This window comes from Roseateles sp. (assembly GCF_031397715.1).
In the GTDB taxonomy this organism is placed as follows: Bacteria; Pseudomonadota; Gammaproteobacteria; order Burkholderiales; family Burkholderiaceae_C; genus Paucibacter_A.
Genome location: NZ_JANNMI010000287.1, coordinates 1 through 12,344 on the forward strand (window position 1 = coordinate 1; position 12,344 = coordinate 12,344).

Here is a 12,344-nt window from a genome sequence, read left to right on the forward strand (position 1 = left end):
CAGCTCGGCGCCCGGGGACGCCTGTTGCTCACCGTGTTACTGGTGCCTTGGGCGATGAGTCCGATCGTTGTGGCCCTGTTGTGGAAATGGATTCTGCTTCCGTCCCCCGGCGGCCTCGCCACCAGCATCCTGGCCTTTGCCGGACTGCCACCCGCCAACCTTCTTGCCGACCCGGCCCTTGCGATGCCCACGGTCATTGTCGTAGGTGTCTGGAGAACGTTCGCTTTCGCGTCAATCATTCTGATTGCGGGCTTGGGCCAGATACCCGCCGATCTGTACCGGGCCGCTGCCGTCGACGGGCTGGGTGTCATCGAGCGTTTCCGCAAAATCACCTTGCCGTTACTCGCACCGTCCTTGCTGATCGTGCTCTCCATGCTGACGATCAGCTATTTCAATGAGGTGCAAATCATCATCGGGCTGACATCAGGCGGCCCCATTCACCGCACCACAACACTCGGTTTCCTGCTCTACGAGACCGGATTCGTGGAGCTTAACCAGGGCCGTGGCAACGCAATTGCGATCATGATGTTTCTCATCAACATGCTGCTGATCGTGGGATACGTCAAGTTGCTCGGCGACAAGACACGGAGCGACGCATGAGACCGCTTTCCCGCTCGGTGTTGACCGCCTTTTCGCTGATTGCAGCAATGGTTGTCCTGGGGCCGATCGTCTGGGCCATTTCCACATCCCTGAAGGCGACCAACCAGATCTTTGCGGTGCCGCCGCGCCTTGTTCCGACCGAAGCGACACTCGACCATTACCGAAGGCTGATCGCCGAAGGTGTGCAATGGAATTTTCTGAACAGTGCCATCTACACCGTCAGCGCCGTCGCCATAGCGGTGGCGCTGGGCGCCGTCGCCGGTTACGCGCTGGTACGTTTTCAGGTGCCGGGCAAGCGGTTGGTGCTGTTGATTTTCATGGGGGCCATGGCAGTGCCCAGCTTTGCGGTCCTGCTCCCGACGCAGATCATGTTCAACTTCGCCGGCCTGTTCGACACCCGTCTGACCCTGCCCATCCTGTACGCGGCGCATGTGGTGCCATTCGCAGTTTGGATGACGCGTGCCCAATTCTCAAGCCTTCCAAGAGAACTGGAACAGGCGGCATTGGTCGACGGTTACGGCCGTTGGGAAGCGGTATGGAAAGTACTTCTTCCGGGTGCAAAACCGGCGCTGATCGCGGCTGCGGCGTTCGGTTTTCTTTATTCCTGGAACGACTACATCACGGCCACGACCATGGTCGACACGCCCCGCCTGAGAACGCTGCCAGTCGCCCTCATTTTCTTTCAGGGATTTCATGGCCGGGACTGGGGCGCTCTGATGGCTGGAGTCGTCATTGCCACTTTGCCGCCGGTTGTGATGTTCCTGCTGTTTCGCCGCTATCTGATCGGCGGCTTTTCCGAAGGCTCCGTGAAGGGATGACGCTCGCAATGACGACACCAGTCCTGTCCTGCGCCGGTACTGCCGCGCGCTCCGCCCGGTTTGTCGATGTGGCCAAGAGTTACGGCACGACGCAAGTGGTTTCCGGGATCAATTTCCACCTCGACCCAGGCGAGTTCCTGACCCTGCTGGGTCCGTCCGGGTGCGGCAAGAGCACCACCCTGAACATGATCGCCGGGCTAGATTTACCGAGCGAAGGAAGGATCTTCATCGGTGATCACGATGTCACGACGGCCAAGCCCTCGGACCGGGACATCGCCATGGTGTTCCAGTCCTATGCGCTTTATCCGCACCTTACCGTGTTCGAGAACATCGGCTTTCCATTGCGCGCCAGGCGCAGGCGCATGGCCGAGACCGATGTTCGGAAAAAAGTCATGGAAGCTGCCGCCAGCCTGGGCCTGGAAAAGCTGCTTGACCGATACCCCCGCGAGGTATCCGGAGGACAGCGCCAACGCGTTGCGCTTGGGCGGGCGATGGTGCGAACTCCTGCCCTCTACCTGTTGGACGAGCCGTTGTCGAACCTCGACCAGCAGTTGCGGATCCAGATGCGCTCGGAGCTGAAGGATCTGCATTTGCGCCTGGGCGCGACGATGCTTTACGTAACCCACGACCAGAGCGAGGCGATGACGCTGTCGGATCGCATCGTCGTCATGTCAAACGGTCGCATCGAGCAAGTCGGCACGCCGCAACAGCTGTATTACCAGCCGACCAATCTGTTTGTGGCGCAATTCCTTGGCGAACCCGGGATGAACATCTTTTCCGGCCGATTCGCCGATGGACGGCTCCAATCCAATGGCGTCGATCTTGTGGCCCCGCCGCGGACGAGCAGTTTGGCAAGCTCTGTCAGCGCAGGCATCCGCCCAGAGGATCTTGTCGCCGGTGATCTGAAAACGGCGCGGCTCAAAGGTACCGTACGGACGGTGGAGTTCATGGGATCACGCGTACAACTGCGCGCCGACATCGGCGATACCCTGGTCACTGCGTTCCTGCCGGCGCAACTCATGTTCGCTCCCGGTCAGCCGATCGGGCTCAATCCGAGCTCGGACGATCGGGTACGCTGGTTCGACGCGCAAACTGGTAAGGCACTCGATTTCCAGTGACTGCAGCCAGCGATGTGACAAACAATTGCCTAGTGCAACACGCCAAACAGAGAAGCACCATGCTGCCACTATTCAGCTCACCACCTTTAGGCGGATGTTCGGGAGGCGGCCCCCGATGAGAATCACCCACATCCGAACAGTGTGCTACGGGCAGCCTGCGGTCCCCATCCATGCGAAACGGTTCGGCCATGACCAGGAGATCGTGCTCGTCACCGTGGAGGCCGAAGGTGGCTTGGAAGGCAGCGCGATGGCGCGCGCCCATGGCGGTCAGTCTGGCCGCGGTCTTGCCGAGGCGATTGTCAAGTCCCTTGCGCCCAGAGTGGTCGGGCAAGACGCGCGCGATCACGAGGCGATCTGGCAAGCCATGGTATCCATGGAACCCGCTGGATACGTTCCGGTATTTGCCGTCAGCGCTATCGACGTGGCGCTTTGGGACCTGCTCGGCAAGGCGACAAACGTTCCCTTGTACCGCATGCTTGGCGGCCGGAGCAACCGCATTCTGGCCTATGCCAGCTCGGCCAACATGGAGTCGATCGATGCCTACGTCGCGGAGGCCCGCCGTTGTGTGGCCCGCGGGTACAAGGCCTACAAGCTGCACCCGTTCCAGGTCGCCGCCAAGGACATCGAACTGTGCCGCGCTGTGCGTGAGGCTGTCGGCCCTGATGTCGCCCTGATGCTTGACGTGGCCAAAGCATACGACCGGATCGATTCGCTCAAGGTCGGCCGGGCCATCGACAAACTCGGGTTCACTTGGTACGAGGAGCCGACATCGCACTACGACATCGAAGGCTACGCACAGTTGCGTCGGGCTCTCGACATCCCGATCGTCGGAGCCGAGACCGTGGCCGGTCACGTGTACTCTGTTGCCAACTTTTTGCGTGCGGACGCGCTCGACATGGTGCTGTGCGATGTCTACTGGAAGGCCGGTGTGACCGGCATGGTCAAGACAGCCGTGCTGTGCGAGGCTTTCGGTGTGAAGGTCGCATCGCACCACGGCGCCAGCCCCTTGATGAATTACGCCAACCTGCACGTGTTGTGTGGCGCGACGAACGCCGAATACATAGAGATACTGGTGCCCGAGGAAGGTTATGACTACGCACTCAAGGCCTATTTGGCACCCGATGCGCAAGGGTTCGTCCGCCCGCCGGAAGCGCCCGGAATCGGCGTCGAGATCGACCACGACTACATTGCGGCGAACAAGAAATTCGAACTGACGACGTGACCTGTACCTACCGGCTGGCACCAACACTTGAGGATGTGAGGTGGCGGTCAATCAGCCCATCAACGCGCCGCTACTGTATCAATGGAAGGAACCATGCTGTATACCGACAAGTTCTATATCGACGGTAAATGGGTGCCCCCCGCCAACAGCGTCCTATTGAAGGACGTGCTGAACCCCGCGACCGAGGAAGTGATTGCCCAAGTGGCGCTCGGCACCGCTGAAGATGTGAATCGGGCCGTCAAGGCAGCCCGGCGGGCGTTCGACAGTTGCTCGCGGACTGACCCAGCTGCCCGGGTGGCGATCCTTGGCCGAATCGCCGAGGTGTATCAGCGACGCAGCCAGGAAGTCGCCGACCTCATGACCCAGGAAGTCGGCATTCCGAGTGGGCCGTCGCTCGCACTCCAGACCGGGATAGCGTTCAGGCAACTGGAGCAGACGATTGCTTCACTGGCGAGCATGGACTTCGACTTGCGGCGGGGCACGAGCATGATCACGCACGAGCCGATCGGCGTGTGCGGCCTGATCACGCCCTGGAATGCCCCCATGATCCAGATTGTCTGCAAGGTCGCCCCAGCCATTGCCGCGGGCTGCACGATGGTGCTCAAGCCAAGCGAACTGGCGCCCCTGAACGCGGCATGGTTCGCCGACGTGCTGGATGAAGCCAAGGTGCCTGCCGGCGTCTTCAACCTTGTCCAGGGCGACGGCGAGACGGTGGGTGCCACCCTGTCCGCGCATCCGGATGTCGACATGATCTCCTTCACCGGTTCCACTCGCGCAGGCATCGCCGTGGCCAAGGCGGCGGCCGATACCGTCAAGCGCGTCACGCAGGAGCTGGGTGGCAAATCGGCCAACGTCGTGCTGCCCGACGCCGACTTCGAGTCGGTCATCCCTAAAGGCGTGATGGGGTCCTTTCGCAACTCTGGACAATCCTGCATCGCGCCGACACGAATGTTGGTGCCCCGCGCCCGTCTCGACGACGTCGTCCGCATCGCCAAGGCAACTGCCGAAGGCGTGGTGGTCGGCGACCCCAAAGCCGCCGACACCATTCTGGGTCCGGTCGCCAATCGCGCCCAGTACGACAAGGTGCAGCGCATGATTGGGCAGGCGATCGAAGAAGGAGCGCAGCTCGTCGCCGGAGGGCCCGGGCGCCCGACTGGTCTGACCTGCGGCTACTATGTGAGGCCCACGGTCTTCGTCTGCAAGCCGGGCATGACGATCGCGCGTGACGAAGTGTTCGGGCCGGTCCTGGTGATCCTGGCTTACCAAGACGAAGACGACGCCGTGCGCATCGCCAACGACAACCCTTACGGACTGGGCGGTTATGTGCAGTCGGCCGACCCAGAACGCGCGCGCCGCGTGGCTCGCCGACTCCGCACTGGCAGGGTGGACCTGAATTACCCGGCGTACGATCCTGCTGTGCCCTACGGCGGCTACAAGCAGTCAGGCAACGGGCGCGAGTACGCGGACTTCGGAATCAGGGAGTACTTGGAAACCAAGTCGATCCTCGGGTACAGCAGCGTGTAAGGTCGACCGTTGCCGATGTCCGGGCAGTCCTGCAAACCCGTTGAACGTCAGCGAGAACCTGGCACTGGCAAGCGATTCACGGGTGGGTATCGATATGCCGGCGGAGCGATGTACGTCATCGCTTTGGCAGCGTGCCGTCAGAAAAGCGGTTGTGGGAGCCACCCGCAGTGATTGCCGATGGCCCCGATCCTTGAGAAAGTATCAGGCTGCCGAATACGCGATCTTGAGGCCGAGATGCTGAACGAATGGATCGAAGTCGCGATCCGCATGAAGCAGGGTCAAGTCGTTCTCCATGCAATACGTCGCGATGAGCGTGTCAATGGTCTTGCGAATCGTGACCCCACGATCGCGAAGCGCCCGATAGTGTTGCGAAGCCCTGACTGCCAGCGCGTATCCCACCAGGTCAACATGCTCGAAAGCATCGAGAGTGCGCTTTACCAACCTGTACTGCCGTTCCTCGCGCACGCCCTGCAACACCTCGGCGGCGATCAGGTCCCCCACCGCAAGCCGGACATTGCCAAGGTACGAGTCAAGCAGCGCGACTTGAGGCGTGTCCGCCGCCCGGAAATAGTCGGTCCAGACACTGGAGTCGACCAGTATCACCGGTCGGTCCGCATCGAGTTCAGATCACCCTCCCAGGTGATTTTGCCTTTCAACTCCCTCGCCTTCTCCTGGGCACGCAGTTGCACCAGGGTCCTGAGACCGAGCTCAACCGCCTCGCGCTTTGTCTTCGCACCAGTTGCCCGCAGGGCATCCTTCATGAGCTTGTCTTCGATCTCGATGTTCGTGCGCATGCTGTGTACCTCAATGTTGATTTGTACACATCATAACTTTTGCAGAGCTGCTCGTGCGTCCGTGATCGCAAGCCGGTCAGTGGTCGTCGCCGCGCCACACCAGGGCCAGCGACTTGCATTTTTGCCAGACCGTAAGCCGCTCGTCTGACAGTGCGTCCAGAAAATCGGACAGGCGCTTGGACTTGGCCATCGTATAAACCGTGAGCGAGAGCGTGAGCACGAAGACGGTGCCGAAGATCGCCAGCTTGGTGCTCCAGGGCGCATCGGCCTCGGCCAGCAGGTTCATGCCGAGAAAACCGGTCGACACGGTGCCGATCAGACCGAAGATCGTCACGACCGTGAGGCGCACCACGGTGTTGGCCTGCCGGCGCAGGCTGTCAGCTTCGAGATAACTGTTCATGTCCGCGATGCGCTCCTTGACCTCGGCATACAGCGCGTCAAGGCCCAGATGGCCGGCACTCATCTGGAACAGCGCGCGCGCCTGCGCCTGCTCGGCCACGTCATGGAACCAGTAGCGGTGGGTGAAACGCAGAAAACCCGCAAAACTGGCACGGATTGCGCGCTTGAACCGGCGCACGCTGCCGATGTCGTCGACATGCAGGTCCTTGAGCGCCTCCACCAGCTTGTCGGAAAACATCAGCAAGGCGGCTTTTTGAAAATGGACGATCAGGAACAGCAGGAAATGCTGGTGCCGGAACTGCGACAGCACGCCGCGGTCGCGACAGGTATAGAACTCCGAATGGGCGCCGCCCACGACCACCAGGGAATGCCCGGTGCACAGGTAGCGCGTGTTGGGCGCCGCACCTCCGTCGGCCCAGAAGCGGTCATGGCAGTAGCGCGATTCGAAGTCGCTCAGGTGCTGCTCCGCGCAGGGCAGGTGGCTGGCGGAATCCGTGCCCGATGCGCCAGCCCAGGCCACCAGGCCCAGCCGGATGAAGTCGCTGCGGGTCAGCAAGCGCGGGTTGTCGAGCGCCAGATAGGCCATCAGCGGCATGCGGTAATACTCGATCTGGCGGCACCGAAGTTCCCCGACCTGGCCGGAGTAGTCGCCCACCAGTGGTTGCAGCAGGTAGGCCCAGTGCGCGGCGATGCGCGGTGCGCGATGGCGCGCCACGTGGGCCAGGAACACCTCGCGCTGCTGGACGTCCGATTGCGCCAGCGAGTGGCCCTGCGCATCGAGCCACTGCAGGTCGGCCAGGCAATGCAGGGCCTGGCCATCGGCCTGCCAGCCCGCCGGATAGCCGCGCCCGAACCGGTACATCAGCTCCTGCGCTTGCGCCAGGCTCAGGTGGTCGGCACTGACCTCGATGTTGAGCAGCACCAGTTCCACATCCAGGAAAAAGTACAGGTCGATGTGCACGATATCGAGCACGATCGGGGCCTCGCCGCGGCGCAGCGTCATGCGTCCCTGGCGGATGTCGTGGCGCCGGAACACCTGCATCGGCGAGTCCACCGTTGGCTGCCCCGGTCGACCCGCGTTGCGGCCCTCCCCGTACAGGAAGCGCTGCACATAGGGCAGGAAGGTCACGAACTCGCTGTAGTGGCGCTCGTGGAACTGGGATGCGGCTCCGGTGTATTCGTCCACCACTTCGCGCCAGGGCGAGGCCTCGCCCAGGTCCTTGAGCACCTGCCACGGGTGGCGCTGCGCGGTCCCGGGCGGCTGCGTCTGCACCAGGCGCAGCGGCCACAGCAGCACCTGGCGGAAATGCTCGACGGGGAATAGGATTTTCAAACGCCATAGGACGCCCCAAGAAAGGGCCTGAAAAAGCTCCCGGCCGAGCCCGCAGAGGGCCGAAGTACGCAAGTCCGGGTGGATTCAGCGCGCAGTCTGGGCGTCTGCAGGCTCGGGGCTGGCGAGTTGGCAGGTCTTTGAACGTTCACGGCGCGCAGGATTGGCCCGGTCTCAGGGTTGACCCTGATGTTGGCCTTGGTTTGCCGACACAGCGCGCAGCGCCACCGGCGGCGGCAGGGTAGAGCGTGCTGCGCGACAGACCGGTGCGCTGCTCGACGTGCCGCCGACGCAAGATAGTCGGCTCTTGCTGGATCTTCTGGTGCATATTCCGTTTCTCCTGGGTATGAATCAACATGCGTGGGCCCGACTTCGCATGTCTGCGGAAAATCAAGGCCCTACATATCTGTTACGTAATTGCGCCGGAAAGTGTCGGAAATATTTGAAAAAAAACCGGCAGATGGCGCCGTTCCACCATCTACGATGAATGCGATCGCTGGACGCTCCTCTCTGTCACCGCGGGGGCACTCCTGCGTCAAAGTCGCGCAGTCGCAGCCATTCGTCCTGTCAGACGCTAAGGCTACCCTCCAATTTTCAGCAGAAGAGTAGCTTTCAACGGATGCTGAAAATAGATTGAAAAGTGAAAATTTTGCAATATTTCAATAAATATGGTATTTTCAACAGGTGTTGAAAGGAGTAAATTCAATGAAAGAAGCAGTGTCTCGCGCTGGTGAAATGCTGCGTGAGCTGCTTGAGAACATCCCGATCCTTCAAGTAGAAAGCATCGGGGCCGAAGCCATGTCCGGAGATTGGGAGCCGGACTTGATTGCCCAGCTCCTCGTGGACGGGCGGCAGCACGTGCTCGTCTGCGCGTACAAGCCAAACGGTCAACCCCGGCATGCCCGGTCCGCGTTGCTAGAACTACGGAACTACGTGGCCCATCGAGCCCCCCAGGCGACGCCCGTCTTCATCTCCCCCTACCTGTCACCCGCGGTGAAGCTGTTGTGCGAAGAGAAAGGCGTGGGCTATCTCGACCGGGAGGGAAACGCCCGCATCGCCTTCGGCGGCGTGTTCATCGAGCGCGTGGTGGCAGACAAGCCAGCCGCCGAGCAACGCGAACTCAAATCCTTGTTCAGGCCAAAGTCGGCCCAGGTGCTGCGCGCCATGCTGCGCGCACCCGGCCGTGCATGGCGCGTCACCGAGTTGGCGGAAATCACCAAGGTCAGCCTGGGACACATCAGCAACGTGCGCACCGGCTTGATTGATCGGGAGTGGGCGCGCGCCTCGAACGATGGCCTCGTCCTCTCAGAGCCCGACGCACTGCTGGACGCATGGCGCGAAAGTTACACCGCGCCGCCAGGTGAGCGGCTGCGCTTCTACACGCCATTGCATGGCAACGCGTTCGAAGACGCGGCGCGAGGCGCCCTTGCCACCAAGGACGGTCCTGGACGAGCTGCGTTCGCATCGTTCTCGGCGGCGCAGTGGCTCGCTCCTTACGGGCGCACCGGCACGCACTACTTTTTCGCCGATGAGGAAGGACTGCACAGGCTCCAGGCAGCGCTGAAGCTCGCCCCTGCCTCAAAAGGCGAGAACGTGGTCGTCATCGTGCCGAAGGACTCGGGACTGCTCGCAGACACCGTCGAACCTGCGCCCGGCGCGGTCTGCACGAGCCCGGTTCAGACATTTCTTGACCTGTCCATTGCCGGCGAACGCGGTGCCGAGGCCGCCGACCACTTGCGCCGAGAACGGCTCACATGGCCCCAATGACACCACCCCAGGAACCACAGTCGGCTGCCGAGTACGACGACCGCACAACCGCGGCCGTGAAGTCCGTGCTGATCGAGATCGGCCAGATCCTTGGCAGCTTCAAGGGCAAGTTCGCCATCATCGGCGGCGCGGTCCCCTGGCTGCTGCTGGCCAACGAGGATATGCCGCACGTCGGCACGCTCGACGTGGACGTTGGGCTTGATGCTGAGGCACTTGGAGACGGCGAGTACGCAAGCTTGATCGGTGCGCTCCAAGGCCATGGGTACGCCCAGCGTGAGGGGCTTCGGCGCTTCCAATTGGTTCGCCAGGTTCCCGCGCGCGATGGTGGCCAGGCGATCAACGTCGTCGTCGATTTCCTGATGCCGCGCGACGCGAAGATCATCAGGAACGATCCGCCCCTGATCAACGACTTCGCCGTGCAGCGGGCGGACGGTGCAGATCTGGCGATGCGGTTCTATCAAATGGTGGCGGTCGCCGGCCCGATGCCGGATGGAGGGATGAACCGCGTCGAGATCGCGGTATGTTCCATCCCCGCGCTGCTGGCGATGAAAGGCCATGCGCTGGCGGGCCGCTACAAGCAGAAGGACGCCTATGACATCTACTACTGCGTGCGGAACTACCCCGGTGGGATTGAGGCCCTGGCGCAAGAATGCCGCCAACTGCTGGCACATGCCAGCGGTGAGAGCGGCTTCCGGCACATTGCCGACAAATTCGACACCTTCGAGGGGCACGGCCCCACGTGCGTGAGACGCTTCGTCGAGGACACGCACGCGCTCGGCAATCGCACGCCCGACCAGTGGCAGCAGGATGCGTTCGGACAGATCGACGCGCTGCTACGCGCCATGGCGCTGCGGGGTTGAGTCGCACCGCCCCAAGTCCACCACCGTCTGGTCCATACACCGGCAAATTCGAGAAAGATCCCGACCGGCAAGATGTCAGCGCGCTGGCAATGAACTTGCCGTACGTGGGTCGTTGATCGGTGTGACCTACGCGGTACGGGCCACCCGGTCACAGAACTGCGCCCAATCGGCCATCAGACTGCGGCGCTTGTCGAACAAGGTGCCGCGTGCTTAGGCGGCCTCGGCCTTGTCCTTGAGCTGGTGCGCCAAGGCATGCTCGATGACCTCGCGCGGGTAGGCCGTGGTCTCCCCCGCCCAGTCGCGAAACGTGGAACGAAATCCGTGGGCGGTGACCGGGCAACCCATGCGCCGCAGGACAGCCGTCAGTGTCATGTCCGAAAGGGCCGTGCCCTTCGTATTTGGGAACACCAACTCGCAGTCCTCGATGCGAGGCAAAGCGCGCAGCATCTGCACCGCAGAATAAGACAGCGGAATACGGTGCTTGCGGCCGGCCTTCATGCGCTTTTCGGGGATGGTCCACACCGCCTTGTCCAGATCCAATTCGGCCCAGCTCGCACCGCGCACCTCCCCCGATCGGGCTGCCGTGATGATGGCGAACTCCAGCGCCCGCGCGCCCATGCCAGGCTGCTTGCGAAGTTCGACCATGAATGCGCCGATCTCTGTGTAGTCAAGTGCAGTATGGTGCTCGACCTTGGCGACCTTGCTCGGTGTAGCCAAAATTTTGTCGAGGTGACCTCGCCAGCGCGCAGGATTGTCCGCTTGGCGATAGCCCCGGGCGGACGCGTAGTCCAGCACGTTCTCGATCCGCCCGCGCAGGCGCGACGCCGTCTCGGTCTTGGTGGTCCAGATCGGCTCCAGGATCTTCAGGATGTGGGCCAGCTGCACGTCGCGCACCAGCAGCCTGCCGATCACCGGATCGGCATACGTTGCCAACGTGGTGCGCCACTGCTCACCATGCTTGGCGTTCTTCCACTCCTTTTCCTTGACGGCGATGAACAATGCCGCGCACTGCGCGAAGGTTAGCGCGGCCTGGCGGTCGGCAGCGACCGCGCTTCTGCGCGCCTGACGCTTCTCGATCGGATCGAGGTCCTCGCGAAGCAGCTTGCGGGCCTCCAGAGCAAGCTCTCTCGCGTCCTTGAGCGTGACTTGAGGGTAATGACCCAGGCCCATCTCGCGGGCCTTGCCTGCGCCGGAGCGTGTACCGGAAGGCCCACAGCCGTGTGCCAAACTCGCTCACCCGGAAGTACAGCCCACCACCATCTGCGTAATAGCCGCGCTCCGCCAAAGCCTTCACCAGATTCGCTGACAGCCTGTTCAGTGTGCGTGTTGCCATTGCTGCGTTCCCGCTTCTCTGCCCATGTTTCTGGGACCCGTTTTTGCCCATTTCCCTGCCCATGATTTTAGTCCGGAACAGCGCGGAAATGGGTGGAACAAGCGGGATCAAATTTTGAAGATTCTCCTTTGAAAGTGCGATTGGAATGGAACTCCTCGGACCTGCCTGGAGTTATATGCAGGAGACACCCTCTCCGCCAGGATAGAACCCCAAGTAATCGATTTACTTGGGGTTTTTGCACTTTTGCATCACTCATGTCACCACTTGTGTCACCACTTGGCTTCAGCACATAGTTGCGTCCTGAGCATAGAGACTGAAAGCGGGTCTACAACTTTCAGAACTGCTTGCCCGCAAACAGTCATTGGCCGGTGCGAGTTGATCGTTCAGACTGAACTCGGAGACGCGCACATCACCCCTGGCACGAGGGTCGTTCGCGCCAGGCAAACACAATCACGCTACAGTGCGTCCGGCAAATAAGCCTTGAACCGCCCAAGTTGGGCCCGGACGCATCAGTTGGGCACGGCCGCTCAAGCGGGTGTTTGACATCAATATGCAGCACTGCCCGAACTGTGGCGGCGA

General features: G+C 61.8%; 11 protein-coding genes and 1 pseudogene. 7 read left to right on the plus strand and 5 right to left on the minus strand.

Annotation, left to right across the window (positions count from 1 at the left end; translation table 11 throughout):
- The 5 genes from RMO57_RS12565 to RMO57_RS12585 all read left to right on the plus strand — a co-directional run.
- Nucleotides 1-600: sugar ABC transporter permease (locus RMO57_RS12565; protein WP_310387085.1), on the plus strand; the 600-nt coding region annotated here is incomplete at its 5' end.
- The gene (locus tag RMO57_RS12570) at nucleotides 597-1,418 is read left to right on the plus strand and encodes a carbohydrate ABC transporter permease (protein ID WP_310387087.1); all 822 of its coding nucleotides are present in this window, start codon (nucleotides 597-599) and stop codon (nucleotides 1,416-1,418) included. The genes RMO57_RS12565 and RMO57_RS12570, both read left to right, overlap by 4 nt.
- Before the next feature lie 8 nt (nucleotides 1,419-1,426).
- Nucleotides 1,427-2,536 (plus strand): ABC transporter ATP-binding protein, encoded by a 1,110-nt coding sequence (locus RMO57_RS12575; RefSeq protein ID WP_310387089.1) that lies wholly within the window; start codon nucleotides 1,427-1,429, stop codon nucleotides 2,534-2,536.
- 115 nt (nucleotides 2,537-2,651) lie between these two features.
- The gene (locus RMO57_RS12580; protein WP_310387091.1) at nucleotides 2,652-3,758 is read left to right on the plus strand and encodes an enolase C-terminal domain-like protein; all 1,107 of its coding nucleotides are present in this window, start codon (nucleotides 2,652-2,654) and stop codon (nucleotides 3,756-3,758) included.
- 93 nt (nucleotides 3,759-3,851) lie between these two features.
- Nucleotides 3,852-5,282: an aldehyde dehydrogenase family protein gene (locus RMO57_RS12585; RefSeq protein WP_310387092.1), complete on the plus strand. Its 1,431-nt coding sequence runs from the start codon at nucleotides 3,852-3,854 to the stop codon at nucleotides 5,280-5,282.
- A 201-nt stretch (nucleotides 5,283-5,483) separates the two neighbouring features.
- Here the strand turns inward: RMO57_RS12585 and RMO57_RS12590 are convergent, their stop codons facing one another.
- From RMO57_RS12590 to RMO57_RS12600, 3 genes are all read right to left on the minus strand, one after another.
- Nucleotides 5,484-5,885, minus strand: a complete 402-nt coding sequence (locus RMO57_RS12590) for a PIN domain nuclease (RefSeq protein ID WP_310387095.1) — start codon at nucleotides 5,883-5,885, stop codon at nucleotides 5,484-5,486.
- Nucleotides 5,882-6,076, minus strand: coding sequence for a type II toxin-antitoxin system VapB family antitoxin (locus tag RMO57_RS12595; RefSeq protein ID WP_310387096.1), 195 nt, complete (start codon nucleotides 6,074-6,076; stop codon nucleotides 5,882-5,884). The genes RMO57_RS12590 and RMO57_RS12595 overlap by 4 nt, the downstream gene beginning before the upstream one ends.
- A 76-nt stretch (nucleotides 6,077-6,152) precedes the next feature.
- The gene (locus RMO57_RS12600) at nucleotides 6,153-7,802 is read right to left on the minus strand and encodes a hypothetical protein (RefSeq protein WP_414896418.1); all 1,650 of its coding nucleotides are present in this window, start codon (nucleotides 7,800-7,802) and stop codon (nucleotides 6,153-6,155) included.
- 708 nt (nucleotides 7,803-8,510) lie between these two features.
- On the opposite strand from RMO57_RS12600, the gene RMO57_RS12605 reads away from it, so the two are divergent.
- Nucleotides 8,511-9,572 (plus strand): hypothetical protein, encoded by a 1,062-nt coding sequence (locus RMO57_RS12605; protein WP_310387099.1) that lies wholly within the window; start codon nucleotides 8,511-8,513, stop codon nucleotides 9,570-9,572.
- Nucleotides 9,560-10,432: a nucleotidyl transferase AbiEii/AbiGii toxin family protein gene (locus tag RMO57_RS12610; protein ID WP_310387101.1), complete on the plus strand. Its 873-nt coding sequence runs from the start codon at nucleotides 9,560-9,562 to the stop codon at nucleotides 10,430-10,432. The genes RMO57_RS12605 and RMO57_RS12610 overlap by 13 nt, the downstream gene beginning before the upstream one ends.
- Before the next feature lie 210 nt (nucleotides 10,433-10,642).
- Here RMO57_RS12610 and RMO57_RS12615 read toward each other — a convergent pair whose 3' ends face one another.
- Nucleotides 10,643-11,602 carry a tyrosine-type recombinase/integrase gene (locus tag RMO57_RS12615; RefSeq protein WP_310387103.1) on the minus strand — a complete coding sequence of 320 codons (960 nt, stop codon included), beginning with the start codon at nucleotides 11,600-11,602 and terminating at the stop codon, nucleotides 10,643-10,645.
- A 10-nt stretch (nucleotides 11,603-11,612) separates the two neighbouring features.
- A pseudogene (locus tag RMO57_RS22015) lies at nucleotides 11,613-11,828 on the minus strand (hypothetical protein); the annotation flags it as partial.
- Between the last annotated feature and the right edge of the window lie 516 nt (nucleotides 11,829-12,344).

Coding starts and splice junctions, on each gene's coding strand:
- RMO57_RS12615 (WP_310387103.1), bottom strand. CDS start 11,602: ATGGGCCTGGGTCATTACCCTCAAGTCACGCTCAAGGACGCGAGAGAG.
- RMO57_RS12580 (WP_310387091.1), top strand. CDS start 2,652: ATGAGAATCACCCACATCCGAACAGTGTGCTACGGGCAGCCTGCGGTC.
- RMO57_RS12610 (WP_310387101.1), top strand. CDS start 9,560: ATGGCCCCAATGACACCACCCCAGGAACCACAGTCGGCTGCCGAGTAC.
- RMO57_RS12605 (WP_310387099.1), top strand. CDS start 8,511: ATGAAAGAAGCAGTGTCTCGCGCTGGTGAAATGCTGCGTGAGCTGCTT.
- RMO57_RS12570 (WP_310387087.1), top strand. CDS start 597: ATGAGACCGCTTTCCCGCTCGGTGTTGACCGCCTTTTCGCTGATTGCA.
- RMO57_RS12575 (WP_310387089.1), top strand. CDS start 1,427: ATGACGACACCAGTCCTGTCCTGCGCCGGTACTGCCGCGCGCTCCGCC.
- RMO57_RS12595 (WP_310387096.1), bottom strand. CDS start 6,076: ATGCGCACGAACATCGAGATCGAAGACAAGCTCATGAAGGATGCCCTG.
- RMO57_RS12585 (WP_310387092.1), top strand. CDS start 3,852: ATGCTGTATACCGACAAGTTCTATATCGACGGTAAATGGGTGCCCCCC.